Origin of the sequence: Pseudomonas sp. GOM6, assembly GCF_029537485.1 — a bacterium.
Classification (GTDB): Bacteria; Pseudomonadota; Gammaproteobacteria; order Pseudomonadales; family Pseudomonadaceae; genus Aquipseudomonas.
The window spans coordinates 1-16,919 of record NZ_JARPUS010000015.1; the positions used below are offsets into that span (position 1 = coordinate 1).

15 protein-coding genes are annotated in these 16,919 nt (G+C 62.9%); 8 read left to right on the forward strand and 7 right to left on the reverse strand.

Features of this window, described 5'->3' with window-relative positions:
* The 4 genes from rnhA to P7A97_RS16475 form a co-directional block, all read left to right on the forward strand.
* Positions 1-427 (forward strand): ribonuclease HI (gene rnhA, locus P7A97_RS16460; protein WP_277691116.1); only part of this gene is annotated, 427 nt, incomplete at its 5' end.
* The gene (gene dnaQ, locus P7A97_RS16465; RefSeq protein ID WP_277691118.1) at positions 420-1,154 is read left to right on the forward strand and encodes a DNA polymerase III subunit epsilon; all 735 of its coding nucleotides are present in this window, start codon (positions 420-422) and stop codon (positions 1,152-1,154) included. The genes rnhA and dnaQ, both read left to right, overlap by 8 nt.
* Before the next feature lie 128 nt (positions 1,155-1,282).
* Entirely contained in the window at positions 1,283-3,523 is a 2,241-nt protein-coding gene (locus tag P7A97_RS16470) for an Orn/Lys/Arg decarboxylase N-terminal domain-containing protein (RefSeq protein ID WP_277691121.1), read from the forward strand.
* 40 nt (positions 3,524-3,563) lie between these two features.
* Positions 3,564-4,907, forward strand: a complete 1,344-nt coding sequence (locus tag P7A97_RS16475) for an amino acid permease (RefSeq protein ID WP_277691123.1) — start codon at positions 3,564-3,566, stop codon at positions 4,905-4,907.
* Here P7A97_RS16475 and nhaB read toward each other — a convergent pair.
* On the reverse strand, positions 4,891-6,393 hold the full coding sequence (nhaB, locus tag P7A97_RS16480) for a sodium/proton antiporter NhaB (RefSeq protein ID WP_277691125.1): 1,503 nt from the start codon (positions 6,391-6,393) through the stop codon (positions 4,891-4,893). The genes P7A97_RS16475 and nhaB overlap by 17 nt on opposite strands.
* Positions 6,394-6,614: 221 nt before the next feature.
* On the opposite strand from nhaB, the gene P7A97_RS16485 reads away from it, so the two are divergent.
* The 3 genes from P7A97_RS16485 to nudC are packed head-to-tail and all read left to right on the forward strand — an operon-like array spanning position 6,615 to position 9,962.
* The gene (locus P7A97_RS16485; RefSeq protein ID WP_277691127.1) at positions 6,615-7,427 is read left to right on the forward strand and encodes a crotonase/enoyl-CoA hydratase family protein; all 813 of its coding nucleotides are present in this window, start codon (positions 6,615-6,617) and stop codon (positions 7,425-7,427) included.
* A 28-nt stretch (positions 7,428-7,455) separates the two neighbouring features.
* Positions 7,456-9,129, forward strand: a complete 1,674-nt coding sequence (locus tag P7A97_RS16490) for a ferrous iron transporter B (protein WP_277691129.1) — start codon at positions 7,456-7,458, stop codon at positions 9,127-9,129.
* Positions 9,129-9,962, forward strand: coding sequence for an NAD(+) diphosphatase (gene nudC / locus P7A97_RS16495; RefSeq protein WP_277691131.1), 834 nt, complete (start codon positions 9,129-9,131; stop codon positions 9,960-9,962). Before P7A97_RS16490 ends, nudC begins: the two co-directional genes overlap by 1 nt.
* Before the next feature lie 37 nt (positions 9,963-9,999).
* On the opposite strand, the gene P7A97_RS16500 is transcribed toward nudC, so the two are convergent.
* Complete coding sequence (locus tag P7A97_RS16500; protein ID WP_277691134.1) at positions 10,000-10,776, reverse strand: TSUP family transporter; 777 nt, start codon at positions 10,774-10,776, stop codon at positions 10,000-10,002.
* 100 nt (positions 10,777-10,876) lie between these two features.
* Between P7A97_RS16500 and P7A97_RS16505 the strand changes: the two genes are divergently transcribed.
* On the forward strand, positions 10,877-11,527 hold the full coding sequence (locus P7A97_RS16505) for a hypothetical protein (RefSeq protein WP_277691136.1): 651 nt from the start codon (positions 10,877-10,879) through the stop codon (positions 11,525-11,527).
* Positions 11,528-11,582: 55 nt separating this feature from the next.
* Here P7A97_RS16505 and P7A97_RS16510 read toward each other — a convergent pair whose 3' ends face one another.
* From P7A97_RS16510 to P7A97_RS16530, 5 genes are read right to left on the reverse strand one after another with little or no spacing between them, the layout of a single operon-like run.
* Positions 11,583-12,026: a potassium channel family protein gene (locus P7A97_RS16510; RefSeq protein ID WP_277691138.1), complete on the reverse strand. Its 444-nt coding sequence runs from the start codon at positions 12,024-12,026 to the stop codon at positions 11,583-11,585.
* Positions 12,017-13,042 carry a DUF2955 domain-containing protein gene (locus P7A97_RS16515; protein WP_277691140.1) on the reverse strand — a complete coding sequence of 342 codons (1,026 nt, stop codon included), beginning with the start codon at positions 13,040-13,042 and terminating at the stop codon, positions 12,017-12,019. Before P7A97_RS16515 ends, P7A97_RS16510 begins: the two co-directional genes overlap by 10 nt.
* A 1-nt stretch (position 13,043) precedes the next feature.
* A complete protein-coding gene (locus tag P7A97_RS16520; protein WP_277691142.1) occupies positions 13,044-14,141 on the reverse strand; it encodes an HlyD family secretion protein in 1,098 nt (365 codons plus the stop codon).
* Positions 14,134-15,651 carry a TolC family protein gene (locus P7A97_RS16525; protein ID WP_277691144.1) on the reverse strand — a complete coding sequence of 506 codons (1,518 nt, stop codon included), beginning with the start codon at positions 15,649-15,651 and terminating at the stop codon, positions 14,134-14,136. Before P7A97_RS16525 ends, P7A97_RS16520 begins: the two co-directional genes overlap by 8 nt.
* Positions 15,641-16,732: an AI-2E family transporter gene (locus tag P7A97_RS16530; protein WP_277691146.1), complete on the reverse strand. Its 1,092-nt coding sequence runs from the start codon at positions 16,730-16,732 to the stop codon at positions 15,641-15,643. Before P7A97_RS16530 ends, P7A97_RS16525 begins: the two co-directional genes overlap by 11 nt.
* Between the last annotated feature and the right edge of the window lie 187 nt (positions 16,733-16,919).

The following is a 16,919-nucleotide window of genomic DNA, read 5'->3' on the forward strand; positions in this document are numbered from 1 at the left end:
CGACGGCGCCTGCAAGGGCAATCCCGGCCCGGGTGGCTGGGGGGCTTTGCTGATCTACAAGGGCGCGGAGAAGGAACTGTGGGGCGGTGAGCCCAACACCACCAATAATCGCATGGAGCTGATGGCTGCGATCTGCGCGCTGATCGCCCTGACCCGGCCTTGCGCGGTACGCCTGGTGACCGACTCGCAGTATGTGATGAAAGGTATCCAGGAGTGGATGCCGAACTGGAAGAAGCGCGGCTGGAAGACCGCCAGCAAGGAGCCGGTAAAGAACGCCGACCTGTGGCAGGCGCTGGACGAGCAGGTGGGTCGCCACCAGGTCGAGTGGCAATGGGTTCGCGGCCATACCGGCCATCCGGGCAACGAAAAGGCCGATCAGCTGGCCAACCGCGGCGTAGAAGAAGTGAGGGCAAAGAAACATGCGTAGCGTCGTACTCGACACCGAAACCACCGGCATGCCCGTCACCGATGGTCACCGCATCATCGAGATCGGCTGCGTCGAGCTGGAAGGCCGACGTCTGACCGGTCGCCACTTCCACGTCTACCTCAATCCTGATCGCGAGATCGACGAGGGCGCCATCGCGGTCCACGGCATCACCAACGAGTTCGTCGCCGACAAGCCGCGTTTCAAGGATGTGGCCGACGAGTTCTTCGAGTTCATCACCGGCGCCCAGCTGATCATCCACAATGCGGCGTTCGACGTTGGCTTCATAAACAACGAATTTGCCCTGCTCGGGCAGACCGAGCGCAGCGACGTCAGTGACTATTGCGCGATTCTCGACACCCTGCTGATGGCGCGTGAGCGTCACCCGGGTCAGCGCAACAACCTCGACGCCCTATGCAAACGCTACGGCGTCGACAACTCCGGCCGCGACCTGCACGGCGCACTGCTCGATGCCGAGATCCTCGCCGACGTCTATCTGACCATGACGGGTGGCCAGACCCATCTGTCGTTGGCAGGGGAAGGCGGTGATGGCTCCGGCCGCGTGCTGCCCAGCCCGATCCGTCGTCTCGATCCGGGCCGCAACCTGACCCGCGTGCTGCGTGCCAGCGACGAGGAGCTGGCGGCTCATGCCGCTCGCCTGGCGATCATTGAGAAGTCGGCCGGCGGACCTTCGCTGTGGGCGCAGATGGAGGCGCCGAAAGAGTCCTGATCAGGTCCGGGTCGCAGCCAATGCGACCTTTTCGTACAGCCTTCCGCACAGGGGGTTCCGCCCGTTCGGGCGAGCTTCTAACCTGAGGGGATCAGGCGCCGCAGAGCGCCTCCCTTCAGGAACCTCCAATGTATAAAGACCTGAACTTCCCCATTCTCATCGTCCACCGTGACATCAAGGCTGATACCGTCGCCGGCGAACGCGTCCGTGCCATCGCGCAGGAACTGAGCAAGGACGGTTTCACCATCCTCTCCACCGCCAACTCCGCCGAGGGGCGTATCGTCGCCTCCACTCACCACGGTCTGGCCTGCATCCTGGTGGCCGCCGAGGGCGCGGGGGAGAACCAGCGCCTGCTGCAGGACATGGTCGAGCTGATCCGCATCGCCCGCGTGCGTGCGCCGCAGCTGCCGATCTTTGCCCTCGGCGAGCAGGTGACCATCGAGAACGCGCCGGCCGACGCAATGGCCGACCTCAACCACCTGCGCGGTATCCTCTACCTGTACGAGGACACCGTATCCTTCCTCGCTCGCCAGGTGGCGCGTGCGGCGCACAACTACCTCGACGGCCTGCTGCCGCCGTTCTTCAAGGCGCTGGTGCAGCACACCGCGCAGTCCAACTATTCCTGGCACACGCCTGGCCACGGCGGCGGTGTGGCTTACCGCAAGAGTCCGGTGGGGCAGGCGTTCCACCAGTTCTTCGGCGAAAACACGCTGCGCTCCGACTTGTCCGTGTCGGTGCCCGAACTGGGCTCGCTGCTCGACCATACCGGCCCGCTGGCCGAGGCCGAGGCCCGTGCGGCACGCAACTTCGGCGCCGACCATACCTTTTTCGTCATCAACGGTACTTCGACGGCAAACAAGATCGTCTGGCACTCCATGGTCGGTCGCGACGACCTGGTGCTGGTCGATCGCAACTGCCACAAGTCGATCCTGCATTCGATCATCATGACCGGCGCCATCCCGCTGTACCTGTGCCCGGAGCGCAACGAACTGGGCATCATCGGGCCGATTCCGCTTTCCGAATTCAGCCGCGAGTCGATCCAGGCCAAGATCGACGCCAGCCCGCTGGCCAAGGGGCGCGCGCCCAAGGTCAAGCTGGCGGTGGTGACCAACTCCACCTACGACGGCCTCTGTTACAACGCCGAGATGGTCAAGCAGGCCCTGGGCGACTCGGTGGAGGTGCTGCACTTCGACGAGGCCTGGTACGCCTACGCTGCCTTCCACGAGTTCTATGCCGGGCGCTACGGCATGGGTACCCACTGCGACGAACATTCGCCGCTGGTTTTCAGTACCCACTCCACGCACAAGCTGCTGGCGGCCTTCAGTCAGGCGTCGATGATCCACGTGCAGGATGGTGGCGCCCGCCAGCTGGACCGCGATCGTTTCAACGAAGCCTTCATGATGCACATCTCCACGTCGCCGCAGTACGGCATCATCGCTTCGCTGGATGTGGCCTCGGCGATGATGGAAGGCCCGGCCGGGCGCTCGCTGATTCAGGAGACCTTCGACGAAGCCTTGAGCTTTCGCCGGGCCCTGGCCAACCTGCGCCAGAACCTGGCGGCGGACGACTGGTGGTTCAGCATCTGGCAGCCGGAGCAGGCCGGTGGCGAGGGCGTGCACACCGGTGACTGGCTGCTGCAGCCCAACGCCGACTGGCACGGCTTCGGCGATATCGCCGAGGACTATGTGCTGCTCGACCCGATCAAGGTCACCCTGGTGATGCCGGGGCTGTCCGCCGACGGCAAGCTGGCCGAGGCCGGCATTCCGGCCGCGGTGGTCAGCAAGTTCCTCTGGGAACGCGGCCTGGTGGTGGAGAAGACCGGCCTGTATTCCTTCCTGGTACTGTTCTCGATGGGCATCACCAAGGGCAAGTGGAGCACCCTGCTCACCGAGTTGCTGGAGTTCAAGCGTCTGTACGATGCCAACGTGCCGCTGCTCGATGCGCTGCCGTCGATCGCCCGCGAGGGCGGCGCGCGCTACGCCGGCATGGGCCTGCGCGATCTGTGTGACCAGTTGCACGGCTGCTACCGCGAGAACGCCACGGCCAAGGCACTCAAGCGCATGTACACGGTGCTGCCGCAGGTGGCCATCAAGCCGGCCGATGCCTACGACAAGCTGGTGCGCGGTGAGGTCGAGGCGGTGCCGATTGAGCAGCTGGAAGGGCGTCTCGCAGCGGTGATGCTGGTGCCTTATCCGCCTGGCATCCCGCTGATCATGCCGGGCGAGCGCTTCACCGCCGAGACCCGCTCGATCATCGACTACCTGCAGTTCGCCCGCACCTTCGACAGCCAGTTCCCCGGCTTCGATGCCGATGTGCATGGACTGCAGCGCGACGGGGCGTGCTATACCGTGGATTGCATCAAGGAATAACGCCGGTCAGGTGGCCGGGCCTGTGCAATCCGGGGGAAATATGGCTCAGGAGCAGAGCAGCAAGGGCGAGATGGGGTTCTGGACCTGCAGTGCCCTGGTGATCGGCAACATGGTGGGGTCGGGGGTGTTCCTGCTGCCCGCCAGCCTGACACCCTACGGCGGTCTGAGCCTGATCGGCTGGCTGGTGTCGAGCGCTGGCGCAATATTGCTGGCGCTGACCTTCTCGCGCCTGGCACGTTTCGACCCGGCCGCCGGCGGACCCTACGCCTATACCCGCGATGCCTTCGGCAGCTTCGCCGGCTACCTGTGCGCCTGGATCTACTGGATGGCCGCCTGGATCGGCAATGCGGCGATCTCGGTGACCCTGGTCGGCTACCTGCAGGTGTTCCTGCCGGTGCTGCGCGACCCTGTGCTGATGGTCAGCACGGCCATCGGCGCGATCTGGCTGTGCACCCTGATCAACCTGCGTGGCATCCGCTCTTTCGCGGTGGCGCAGAACATCCTCACCCTGCTCAAGTTGGTGCCGCTGCTGCTAGTCGGCCTGCTTGGCTGGTTCTATTTCAACCCGAGCTACCTGCGCATTCCCGAGCCCGCCGCGCTGCCGGGTGGCGGTTACGTGCAGGCCATCGCCACCACGGCGGCACTCACCCTGTGGTCGTTCATCGGCCTGGAGTCGGCGACTGTGCCGGCCGAGCACGTGCGTGACCCACGCCGTACTATCCCGCGCGCCACCCTGTTCGGCACTGTTGTGGCGGCGGTGGTGTACATCCTCTCCAACACGGCGGTGCAGGGCATCCTGTCGCCCGATGTGCTGGCCCACTCCAGCGCGCCTTTCGCCGATGCGGCACGGGTAATGTTCGGCGACTGGGGCTACTACTTCATCGCCGGCGGCGCGGTGATTGCCTGCCTCGGTGCGCTCAATGGCTGGGTGCTGCTGCAGGGGCAGATTCCCATGGCGCCGGCGCGTGACGGCCTGTTTCCGGCGGTGCTGGCCAGGACCAGCCGGCGCGGCGTACCGGCCCATGGCATGCTGATCTCGGGTGTGCTGGTGACCCTGCTGGTGCTGGTGAACGGGCAGGGCGAGCTGGTCGAGGTGTTCAACGTGATCATCCTGCTCGGCACCATGGCCGGGGTAGTGCCCTATGTGCTGTGTGCCGCCGCGCTGCTGCACCTGCTGGCGACCCGGCCCGACGGTTTCGGTGAGCGGGAGCGCGGGCGGCAGCTGCTGGTCGGCAGCTGCGCCTTCATCTACTCGGTGTGGGCGCTCTACGGCACCGGCGAGCAGGCAGTGTTCTGGGGCTTTCTGGTGATGATGGTCGGCATTCCGCTCTACACCTGGCGGCAGTGGCGAAACCGGCTGCAGTCCGTCATAGCCAATGACTGACTGCCCACCAGCCTAGACCGCCCATGACTAGGGTGTAGGGTATGGCCATCCAGACCATGCGGCCGTAGGACAGGCGGATCAGCGGGGCGATGGCGGAGGTCAGCAGGAACAGGAAGGCGGCCTGACCATTGGGCGTTGCCACGCTGGGCAGATTGGTGCCCGTGTTGATGGCGATAGCCAAGGTGTCGAAATGCTCGCGGCTCATGTTGCCGGCCAGGAAGGCCTGCTTCACCTCGCTGATATAGATCGTGGCAACGAATACGTTGTCGCTGATGGCCGAGAGCAGGCCGTTGGCGATGAAAAGCATGCCCGGTTGCTGCTCCTGAGGCAGTGCCAGTACCCACTCGATGATGGGGCTGAACAGGTGCTGCTCATGGATGACCGCCACTACAGCAAAGAACACCACCAGAAGCGCTGTAAACGGTAATGCTTCCTGGAATGCTCGGCCGATCTGGTGTTCGTCGGTGATGCCGTTGAAGGCGGTGATCAGCACGATGACCAGTAGGCCGATCAGGCCGACTTCCGCAACATGGAAGGCCAGACCGAGGATCAGGATAAGCGCAGCCGCGCCCTGCACCAGCAGGGCTGCGCACTGGGCGTGGGTGCGGTGGCTGTCCTCTTCGCGAGCGTGGTCGGCCAGCACCTGACGTACAGCCGAAGGCAGGCGGGTGCCGTAGCCGAACCAGCGCAGTTGCTCCAGCAGTACACAGGTCGCCAGGCCGGCGGCCAGCACCGGCATCGACACGGGGGCCATGCGGCTAAAGAACTCGCCAAAGTGCCAGCCCGCTTCATGCCCGATCAGCAGGTTCTGCGGTTCGCCAACCAGGGTGCACACGCCGCCCAGAGCGGTTCCAACGGCGCCGTGCATGAGCAGGCTGCGCAGGAAGGCACGAAACTGTTCAAGATCCTCGCGGTGCAATTCCACCACTTCATGATCGCTGTTTACGCCGATTTCTTCGCGGGGGTTCTTGCCTGAGGCAACCCGGTGGTAGACCGAGAAGAAGCCAACGCCAACGCTGATAATCACGGCGGTGACGGTCAGTGCATCGAGAAAGGCTGATAGAAAAGCGGAGAAAAGGCAGAACAGCAGTGACAGCAGGGCCTTGGAACGCACACCCAGCAGCAGGCGGGAGAAGATGAAGAGCAGCAGGTCCTTCATGAAGTAAATGCCTGCCACCATGAACATCAGCAGCAACAGAACCGGGAAATTGTGCACCAGTTCTTCATACAGGGCCTTGGGAGTGGCTAGCTCCAATAACAGCGCCTGCAACACCAGAAGACCACCAGGTTGCAGGGGATAGCACTTGAGCGCCATGGCCAGGGTAAAGATGAACTCGCCCACCAGCAGCCAGCCGGTGATGGCAGGGCCGAGACTCCACAACACCATGGGGTTGACGATCAGGAACAGGACGATGGCCAGCTTGTACCAGTGCGGCGAGTTGCCCAGAAAGTTGTGCATCAGGGCGCTGGCGAGTGATCTCTGCATCTGTGTTTCCCCCAGGTCAAAGGCCGAGCATCCCAGCTCAGTTCCAAGTAGATCAAGCGTTTAACGGATATAGTCAGAAATCTTCTCAGCTTTGCTAGCGTGTTCTGCGTCACAGTGGCCGGCATCGACTTTTATCGCGTGCTTGTTATAGTGGGCCGATATATTCCAAAACAATACATCTATGTGCACCCCGGCGTGCTTTGCCTGTGAGGATGATCTGCGTGCCTGAATACAAAGCTTTCCGCGTCGAACTGCTCGACAAGATCGCCCATGTGCAGATCAATCGTCCCGACAAAATCAATGCGATGAACGTCGACTTCTGGGAAGAGATCATCGAGATCTTCCGCTGGGTCGATGACACCGATGCGGTACGTGTGGTCGTCCTGTCCGGTGCTGGCAAGCACTTCTCCTCCGGTATCGATCTGATGCTGCTGGCCCAAGCCGGCAGCCAGCTGGGCAAGGATGTAGGGCGCAATGCCGAGGCGCTGCGCCGCAAGATCCTCCAGCTGCAAGCCTCCTTCAACGCCGTGGACAACTGTCGCAAGCCGGTTCTGGCCGCTGTCCAGGGCTACTGCCTGGGGGGCGCCATCGACCTGATTTCGGCCTGCGACATGCGTTACAGCACGGTGGATGCGCAGTTCTCGATCAAGGAAATCGACATGGGCATGGCGGCCGATGTCGGCACGTTGCAGCGTCTGCCGCGGATCATCGGTGACGGCATGATGCGTGAACTGGCCTATACCGGCCGCACCATCGATGGCGCCGAAGCGCAGCGCATCAACCTGGTCAATCGCACCTATGCCACCCAGGAAGAACTGCTGGATGGCGTATTGGCCATTGCCCGCGAGATAGCCGAGAAGTCGCCTATCGCCATTCGTGGCACCAAGCACATGATCCGCTATATGCGTGACCACCGCGTCGACGATGGTCTGGAATACGTCGCCAACTGGAACGCCGCCATGCTGCAGTCCGCCGACCTGCGGGTGGCGATGGCCGCGCATATGAGCAAGCAGAAACCGGAATTCGCCGACTGATCGCAGTCTAGAGAGGTTCAGCAGACCTATGGTCACTGGAGCGACATCCCTGAGCCTGGTGCGTGATGAGCTGTTCACCACCATGGAAGAGACCGAACAGAGTCTCGAACACTTCATTGCCGAGCGTAACAATGGCAGCCTGCTGCAGCAGGCTGTGGAAAACCTGCAGCAGGTGCGCGGCACGCTCAACCTGATCGAGCTGGCTGGCGCCGAGTTGCTGGCTCAGGAAGTGCTGCAACAGGCGACGGATATCCCCACGGGAGCCGGTGAGGAGCGCGACGGTCAGCTCGCTGCTCTGAGCAATGCACTGTATGTGCTGCGCCGTTACCTGGAAAACGTGGATGCTCATCGCCAGGAAATGCCCGAACTGCTGCTGCCGGCGATCAACGATCTGCGTCAGGCCTGCGGTCAGCAGCCCTTGCCAGAAAGTTTCTTCTTCAGTGTGCGTCTCGATCATGCACGCCCGGCTGGAGTACCGGCTGCGGCGGTGAGCGTTGAAGCCGTTCGCCGTCTGCGCCATATGTACCAGGTAGGCCTGCTCGGTTTCATCCGTGAAGACAACACTCAGGCCAGCCTCAAACTGATGTTGCGGGCACTGGCGCGCCTGGACAGCCTGTTTATCGATAAGCCTGCTGGTCGTTTGTACTGGGTTGGCGCCGCAGCTCTGGAGTCGCAGCTCGATGGTCAGCTGCTGCCGCGCAAGTCGCGCAAGCAGCTGTTCTCCCGGTTGGATCGCGAAATCAAGCAGGCGCTTGCCAGTAATGGCAGCTACGAGCTGCCACGCAGCCTGCTCAAGGAGCTGCTGTATCTGGTTGCGCTGGCGGACAGCCGTGGCCCGCATGCGGCAAGCGTGCACGAGGCTTTCGGGCTGGCACCGCTGCCTTTCACCGATCATCTGCTCGACGAGGAATATCAACGCCTTTCCGGGCCGGGGCAGGGCGTTATGCGCTCCCTGTCTTCAGCCATCCGTGAGGAACTGGCGAGTGCCAAGGATCTGCTCGATCTGATCGAACGAGGTACGGCGCAGCCCGACAGCTTCAGCAGCCTGCATGCCCTGCTGGGCAAAATGGCCAAGACCCTGAGCATGGTTGGCCTGAGTTCGGCAGCCAATGCGTTACATGTGCAGCTGCCGGTTGTTGGTGCCTGGAGCGAGAACAACCCAGCCCAGGCCGATGAGTTACATCGCCTGGCCGAGGCTGTGCTGTACGTTGAAAGCATGGTGGCCAGTCTGGAGCGTGGCGAGCAGCGTAGTTCACGCCCGGCGCCGGTGGCTCCGGGTGACGAGGGCGAGTCTTTTGCCGCCCATCAGTTGATCGAGGCGCGCATTGTGGTGATCGATGAGGCCCAGGGCGGCCTGGCGCTGGCCAAGCGTGCCATCACCTCTTATCTGGAGTCGGGTGGCGACCGCATGCACCTGGCTAACGTACCTGTCAGCCTGCAGGCGGTGCGTGGTGGTATGTGGTTCCTTAACCAGGAGCGGGCGGCCAGGCTGATCGGCCTGTGTGCCGAATACATCCAGAAGCAGATGATCGATGTCCCGCAGATGCCGTCCGAGCAGATGCTGGAAACCCTCGCTGATGCCCTGAGCAGCCTGGAGTACTACCTGGAAGCTGGCGCTGTGCTGCGCCCGGAGACCACACCGAGCGTGCTTGATCTGGCCGAGGAGAGTGTCCGTGCCCTCGGTCTTTCGGTAGCTGCCTGATGGCACGTGGCTGGCAGACTACACCTTTGCTGGACAATGCTCAGCCGGGTGGTTGGGCGTTGGTGCGCAGCCCGCAGGGTTTTCTGGTCGATGCCAACGGGGTGCTGTTTCCGCGCGAGTGGCTGAAGCGTCAGGACCTGCCCATTTGCGATGAGCAGGGGCTGGGGCAGTTCGACGACCAGCCCGTGTGGCTGCTGTCACTGGATCATCCGGTCATGCCCGAGGGCTGCTTCTGGCAGAGCCTGCGACAGTTCATGTTGCAGGCCGACTATCCGACTTTCCGTATGCTGGCCTTTGCCGAGCAGGTGGGTACCTGGCGGAGCAATCATCGCTTTTGTGGTCGTTGTGGCTCGCCCACCCAGCAGGTGGCCGGTGAGCGCTGCATGCGTTGCCCCGAATGTGGCCTGGACAGCTATGCGCGTATCTCGCCCAGCATGATCGTGCTGGTCACCCGGGGCGACGAAATCCTGCTGGCGCGTTCGCCACGCTTTGTCGCCGGTGTCTACAGTACCCTGGCCGGTTTCGTCGAACCTGGTGAGTCCGCCGAAGAGTGCGTCGCCCGTGAGGTGCGCGAAGAGGTGGGCATCGAGGTGCACAACCTGCATTACCTCGGCAGCCAGGGCTGGCCCTTTCCGCATTCACTGATGCTGGGTTTCCATGCTGAATATGCCGGCGGCGAGATAGTGCCGCAGGCAGACGAAATCGAAGACGCTGCGTGGTTTCCCATCGACAACCTGCCGCCGCTCCCGATGCAGCGCTCCATCGCTCGCTATCTGATCGATCTCTACGTGGCTCGCCGCCTGGGCCAGCCTGAGCCTCAGCTGCATCGCTGATTTCAGCGGCTGTGGCTGGCGCGGGTGCCCGGCATGATCAGAACCAATGCTGCCAGGCCAGACGTGCCGTCAACGCCAGTACTACCAGAATGAACACCGGGCGGATGAATTTCGAGCCGCCCTGAATTGCTGTCCGAGCGCCAAGGAAAGCACCCGCCATCAGCGCCAGGCCCATGCTGATGCCGAGCAGCCAGGCGACCTGGCCGGCAAAGATGAAAACGACCAGGGCCATGGCGTTGCTGACGAAGTTCATGCTGCGCGCTACGCCGCTGGCGCGCAGTAGATCGATTGGGTAAAGCAGCAGGGTGCTGACGGTCCAGAATGCGCCGGTTCCAGGGCCGGCGACACCATCGTAGAAGCCCAGTCCCAACCCTTGAGGCCACTGCCTGCGCTGGGCAATGGGACTGTCTTGCTGACCCTCGTTCTGCGGTGTCTTGCCGAACAGCAAATAAAGGCAGCAGCCGAAGATCACCGCCGGTAGCATCTGGTTGAGCCAGGAGGCGGGCAACCAGTGGGCAATAACGGCGCCGATGCAGGCGCCGATAGCCGTCGCCAGTAGAGCGTTACGCCATTCCCGCGGATTAAATAGCTTGCGGCGGTAGAAGGTGTAACTGGCGGTGGCTGAGCCGAAGGTGGCGCACAGCTTGTTGGTGCCCAGTACAAGATGCGGAGGCAGGCCGGCAGTGAGAAGGGCGGGGATTGTCAGCAATCCTCCGCCGCCAGCAATGGCGTCAATGAATCCAGCGGTGAAGGCGACCAGGGCAAGCACCAGCACAATGCCGGGATCCATTCCCAGCTCAGGCAAGAAGGGCATAAAAAACTCGAAGTCGATTCAAATGTGCGGGCCAGTTGCTGGCCCGGCGAGCGGCTGCTGAGCATAATGCCGGCAAATTCACGCAGAAGGAATCGTTCCCATGCAGTATGACGGCCTGGCCTGGTTCACCGGCCTGCTGGCCTTGCTGGCGCTGTTTATCGCCGCCCGCATCCTCTTCGCGCCCAACTGGTTTCTGGCTTGGCTGCGTGGCACCGTGGGCCTGGCTTTCGTCGCCTTGGCCGGGCTCATGGTTGTGATCGCCTATGATCTGCGCAGCTATGACGCGCTGGTTGAAGGTAAGCCGCTGGTCACCCTGAGCTTTCGCGCAGAAGGTGATCAGGCCTATCGGGTCACCCTGCTCGAGGGAAGTGAAGAGCGCGAGGTATTGCTCGAGGGCGATCTGTGGCAGTTGGATGCACGCCTGCTCGACTGGAAGGGCCTGGCTGCGTTGATCGGGCTGCAGTCCGGTTATCGCCTGGAGAAGTTGTCGGGCCGCTTCCTGGCCATCGAACAGCAACAGATGGCGCGTCACGCACGTGTCGAACTTGCCCGCAGCCCCTACGGCATCGACCTGTGGCGTTGGATGCGCCTGAATCAGCGTGACCTGTTTCTGTTCGATCCCGAAGCTGCGCGGGTCACCTACCTGCCGATTGCCGATGGTGCGGTGTTTGCCGTCAGCCTGACGCCGACCGGGCTGCTGGCCAAGCCTATGAACTCGGTGGCGCAACAGGCACTCACGGACTGGCAGTAATCTCATCGCAGTGTCGGGGCTAGCGGCCCCGACACTGCTGCGCTATCCGGCACCTTCATCCCCCCATTTTTCTCAGCTGCTGGGCATAGCGCTTGATCTCGTCGCCTACCGCGGCGGTCATGACCGCGGTGGACACACCAAACATCAGAATGCCATTGGCCGCCTCCAATGGGCTCAGCAGTTGCCATTGGGGTGACAGCACCACATCGCCATAGCCCAGGGTGGCGAATGTTACGCCGGAGAAGTACAGCGCCTGGGCAAAGGTCTCGAACTCGTCCAGCAGCACGAACAGGCTGGCCCAGATCCCCATCTGCAGAAAGTTGCCGAGCAGCATCAGCAGCATCACCAGGGCGAGGATGCCGATGTGCCTGCTGATCGAAGGCTCGCTGTGGCGCCGTTTATAGCGCACGTAATAGCGCAGGCTGATGGCCACCACCAGTGCCTGCAGCAACAGGCACAGCAGCATCACCGGCAAGCCGATCATCAGGTTCATGAGCATGCGGGGATTCCTTGTTTAGGGGCTGCGCGGCGGTCGAGTAGGTAGACCGCCGCGCAGGCATAGAGGGTGACGAGTAGAAACAGGCCCATGCGCAGCGCAAAGGCGCTATACACATCCTTGCCGGCGGCGCTGTCCTGCACCGACTGGCCGAGCAGAATGATCAGGGTGGCACAGGTGTTGAGCCAGAACCCCGGGGTCAGGCTGTTACTGACCAGTTGGTAGAGGCGCCGGGCCAGGAGCAATGCGAACAGCAGCATCAGCAGGAAGAACAGCCACAGGTGCGGGCAAATACTCAGCACGGCCCAGAAGAGGATGGCGAGTAGACCGCCGAGCAGTGTCGAACCAAGCAGTTCCCGCCCAGCGTTACGGGCGCTTACTCCACAGACCTGCTGCCCCAGGCTGGCGGATTTCATCACCAGTGGCATGTAGCTGGCCGGGTTGATCATCGCCAGCAACCAGGCCGGCAGCACCACCAACATGGCACGCAAAGCGACCCAGTTGGCTTGTTCCAGTGGCTGTGCTGCCGCCGCCTTGGCTGGCGGCAACCCTTTAGGCTCCGGGAACAGCCAGTGGCTGACGGCTACGCACAGCGTGGTCAGCAGCACCGCCTTGAGCAGGCCTTCGATCACCAGTTGGCCGAGTGCCATGGATGTGGTGCTGGCTGCAGTGATCATGGTCAGGCCAACCACCATCAGGTTGCTCAATAGGCCGTTGCCGCCACGCAGGCCGTAGCGAAAACAGAAGAACAGACCCAGGGCGACCAGCAGTACGCCGGCAAAAGGCTGGTGATCCAGTAGGGGAGCCAGTAGCAGTCCGCTACCGGTGGTAAGTGCCACCACCAGTGCCAGCGCCAGCCCAGCCTTGAGGCTCAGCGGCTGGTTGCGCAGTATCAATAGGAATAGCACCAGCAAAGGCGTCAGAAAGGGAATAGGCAGGGCCAGGCCAAAGCCCAGCGCAGTGCCGAGGGCTACTCCGAATGCCAGGCGCAGGGCGCGTTGTGGGCGGGGGTCGAGCATGTCAGTAGGCAAACGATAGCCAGCTCATCAGGCGCAGAAAGGCGCGGCCGAGCAGGTTGAGCGGGTTCCCCTCGCTCGGGAAGGCCATTACCTCGGCCTGGCCGCCGACGCGTAGCCCCTGGTAAGTACCCAACTCGCCCGGCTCGAACTCCACCACCACGGGAAAGCGCTGGGCGGCGCGTAGCCAGTCGCGGCTGTTCTGTACGCTTGGCAGGCTGCCTGGGGGTGTGGGCTGGCTGGCACTGATGCCGTAGCCGATGCTGCGGATTTTGCCTCGATAGACATGCCCGGGGCGGGCGTCCAGAACGATGGCCACGGGCGTGCCGGGTTGTAGGTGGCCGAGGTTGTTTTCGGTCATTTCGGCGTTGATCCACAGGTCATTGAGTGCGATCAATGTCAGCTGCGGGCTGCCTGCACCGGCGAACTGCCCGGCCTCGATGCGCAAGTCTGTAACCAGCCCGGTGGACGCGGCGCGAACCTGGGTCTTGGCCAGATCCAGTTCGGCCTTTTCCAGGGCTGAGGCGGCGCTGCGTAGACGGGCATTGTCTTCGCCGCTCCCTCCCTCGGTCTCGCGAGCTTGCTCGACCTGCGCCTCGGCGGCAGCAACCTGGGCGCGGGCTTGAGTCAAGGTGGCGCGGGACACCTCCAGACGGCGTAGAGAGATAGTGCCGGAGTCCTCTCGGTACAAGCGCTCCAGGCGGTCGCGATCCTGGCGTGCTTTGAGTTCGCCGGCTTGCGCGGCGCGCAGGTTGGCCTGAGCCGAGTCGATGGCGGCAGTGCTGGCGCCGACCTGACCCCTCATGTTTTCCAGCTCGGCGCGTGCCTTGGCGACTGCAATCTCATAGGGCTCTCGGTCGATCTCGAAGAGCACCTCGCCAGCCTTGACCATCTGGTTGTTGCCCACTTTTACGGCCGTCACGCGTCCTGCGACTTCTGGCGCCACGCCCACTACATAGGCCTGTACCCGCGCCTGTTGGGTATAGGGGGTGAAACGGTCGGCTCCCAGATACCAGAGCAGGCTCAGACCCACCAGCGCAAGCACGATCTGCACGCCGCGGCGGCTGGGGTCGGCCTGCTGAGTCTTGGCCTTGTCATTCATCTGGCGAGGTCTCCGGTCGGTTGGTATCGTCGAGCAGTTCGCCCCAGTCGGTGCGCTGACTCATCTGCTCGCGGGTAGTGGCGGGCAGCAAGGGTTGTGGCGTGGTCCAGCCGCCACCCAAGGCACGGTAAAGATCAATCAGGTTGCTGACGGCCGCACTGCGGGCTACCAGGTAGCCATCCTGCTGGGCGAACAGGGCCCGCTGGGCATCGAGTACGCGCTGGAAGTCCGAATAACCTTCGCGGTACTGAGCGCTGGCCAAGGTCAGGGAGCGTTCAGCTGAGGAGGCTGCCTCGCGCAGGATACGTTCGCGTTCCAGGGCCTTGAGCAGTCCAGTGGCGGCGTCATCGGCCTCGCGAGCGGCTTGCTGCACGCGGTTTCGGTAGGCCTCAATCAACTGTTGCAGGCGAGCGTCCTGTACGCGCACGTTGTTGCGAAGACGGCCATGGTCGAACAGGTTCCAGGTCAGGCTGGGGCCGCCGCCATAGCTCACGGTGTCCGAGCTGCCAGCCTGATCGCTGGCAGACCAACCGATGCTGCCGAGCAAGCTGAGCGAGGGGTAAAGGTCGGTTTGCGCTACGCCGATCAGGGCCGACTGTGCCGCGACCTGCAATTCGGCAGCGCGGACGTCGGGCCTGCGTAACAGCAGTTGCGCGGGCACTTCGTTGATCAGCGCGTGGTCGACCAACGGAATCAGGCCGGTCTGTTCCTGCAGCTCAACCAGTCCGTTGGGCGGTAGACCCAGCAGAACCGAGATTGTATTGCGGGTTTGGGCGACTTGGGTTTCGAACTCGGGGATGCTGCTGAGGGTTCCCAGCCACTGGGTTTTGGCCTGTTGCAGGTCGAGTTCGGCGCTGTTGCCGCTTTTGAACAGGCGTTCGGTGATTTCCAGGCTGCGCTTCTGGCGTTTGGCGTTCTCACGGGCGATGCGCAGGCGGGCTTCGGCGGTACGCAGGCTGAAGTAGCTTTGCGCGACTTGGGCGCGTAGCAGTACCAATGCATCCTGATAGTTGGCATGGGCGGCAAAATAGGCGGCATCGGCGGATTCAATGGCGCGCGCATAGCGCCCCCAGAAGTCCAGCTCCCAGCCGATGTCAAAGCCGGCGGAGTATTGCCAGGCAGTCAGATCCTGCGGGTTGTTGCCGTCGTATTGGTTTCGATCCAGATACAGCGCATCGGCGCTGGCTTGCTGTACTTGTGGATAGCGTCCGCTGCGGGCGATGCCGAGCTGAGCCCTGGCCTCGAGGATGCGCAGGGCAGCGATGCGCAAGTTGGGGTTGCCGGCGTCTGCCAGCTCAATCAGACGGTTGAGCACGGGGTCGTTGAACAGCCTCCACCAGTGCTGAGGTGATGCCTGTTCCTGCTGCACGCTGGCGCTCTGCAGCGCGCTGCTCTGCCAGTGCTCAATCCAGTCTTCGCGTGGCGTTTGAAAGTCCGGCCCCAGGCGTACGCAGCCGCCAAGAGCGGCTGCGGCCAGCACTAACCAGGGACGGTAGCCATCACGCCTCATCCTTGACCTGGGGCGGCTGTTGATCCACCCATTGCCAGAACAGCTTGTAGCCGACGGCCAGCAGCACCGGGCCAATGAACAGGCCGATAATGCCGCCTACGACCATGCCGCCCAGCGCGCCGATCAGCACCACGGGCATAGGAACGTCCACGCCACGGCCCAGCAACAGTGGCTTGAGCACGTTATCGGCAAGACCTGCGACGAAGGTGTAGATGGCAAAGATGATGACCGCCAGGCTGGCGCCCTCGGTGAAGAAAACGTAAGCGATCACTGGCAGTGTGATCAGGGTGGCAGGCAGCTGCATGATGCCGATGATCAATACGGCCAGGGCCAGTAGCCCCGCGCCGGGCACCCCTTTGATGATGAAGCCTGCGCCGATCAGAAGCATCTGGATGAAGGCAATACCGATCACGCCTTGGGCAACCGCGCGAATGGTGGCAGTGCACAGGGCGACTATGTCCTTGCCGTGGCCTTCGGCGGCGACTCGGTTGGCGATACGCAGGGCGCTGGCATGACCTGTTTGGCCATAGGCCATGATGATGCCGGCGATGATCAATGAGCCAATGAATACCAGCAGACCGACACTGGCCCCTGCCAGTTTGCCCAGTAGCCCCAGCGCGGCGCCTTTCAGGTGGGGGGCTGCTTGCTGCAGGGCACTGCTCACATCTGCGGCGGTCTGCGCCCAGAAGGCATAGAGCGGCTTACCAATCAGCGGCCATTCACTCACGCTGGCGGGTGGTGCTGGGATATGCACGCCATCTTGCTTGACGACGGCAATGGCGCTCTGCACCGACTCGGTCAGCGAGGCACCGAGCAGGTAGGCAGGGATCAACAGAATGCCGACGGCGATGATCACCAGCAGGGTTGCGGCTCGCCCTTCACCGCCCCCCACGCGTGACTTGAGCATGCCATGCAATGGGTAAAGGGTTACGGCGAGAATAAGTGCCCAGGCCATCAGGCTGAGGAAGGGATGGAATACTTCGTAGCAGGCCACGACCAGGGTGGCGATAAGACCGGCGCGAATCAGCGTGTCGAGCAGTGTGCGAGGGATGCGGGGGTCGATCGGTGGAAGGTCGGACATGAGGGGTTCCTTTCCTGAGTCTGGATATGTGGCCCGACGCCTAGAGCGGGCTACGCCAGTTAGCGTAGTTCGCTCTATGGAAGTCTGCTGCAACGTCGCTCTAGTTCTTGCTTGCCGTTTTTGAGCGTGAACTGAAGCGTAGTGAGGCGAGCGATCAGCACCTTTTCAGTGCGCGCCGAAGATCGCA

Bases quoted from the DNA above. Each gene is read 5' to 3' on its own strand.
- dnaQ (WP_277691118.1), top strand. From the start codon at position 420: ATGCGTAGCGTCGTACTCGACACCGAAACCACCGGCATGCCCGTCACC.
- P7A97_RS16470 (WP_277691121.1), top strand. From the start codon at position 1,283: ATGTATAAAGACCTGAACTTCCCCATTCTCATCGTCCACCGTGACATC.
- P7A97_RS16475 (WP_277691123.1), top strand. From the start codon at position 3,564: ATGGCTCAGGAGCAGAGCAGCAAGGGCGAGATGGGGTTCTGGACCTGC.
- nhaB (WP_277691125.1), bottom strand. From the start codon at position 6,393: ATGCAGAGATCACTCGCCAGCGCCCTGATGCACAACTTTCTGGGCAAC.
- P7A97_RS16490 (WP_277691129.1), top strand. From the start codon at position 7,456: ATGGTCACTGGAGCGACATCCCTGAGCCTGGTGCGTGATGAGCTGTTC.
- nudC (WP_277691131.1), top strand. From the start codon at position 9,129: ATGGCACGTGGCTGGCAGACTACACCTTTGCTGGACAATGCTCAGCCG.
- P7A97_RS16500 (WP_277691134.1), bottom strand. From the start codon at position 10,776: ATGCCCTTCTTGCCTGAGCTGGGAATGGATCCCGGCATTGTGCTGGTG.
- P7A97_RS16505 (WP_277691136.1), top strand. From the start codon at position 10,877: ATGCAGTATGACGGCCTGGCCTGGTTCACCGGCCTGCTGGCCTTGCTG.
- P7A97_RS16510 (WP_277691138.1), bottom strand. From the start codon at position 12,026: ATGCTCATGAACCTGATGATCGGCTTGCCGGTGATGCTGCTGTGCCTG.
- P7A97_RS16515 (WP_277691140.1), bottom strand. From the start codon at position 13,042: ATGCTCGACCCCCGCCCACAACGCGCCCTGCGCCTGGCATTCGGAGTA.
- P7A97_RS16520 (WP_277691142.1), bottom strand. From the start codon at position 14,141: ATGAATGACAAGGCCAAGACTCAGCAGGCCGACCCCAGCCGCCGCGGC.
- P7A97_RS16525 (WP_277691144.1), bottom strand. From the start codon at position 15,651: ATGAGGCGTGATGGCTACCGTCCCTGGTTAGTGCTGGCCGCAGCCGCT.
- P7A97_RS16530 (WP_277691146.1), bottom strand. From the start codon at position 16,732: ATGTCCGACCTTCCACCGATCGACCCCCGCATCCCTCGCACACTGCTC.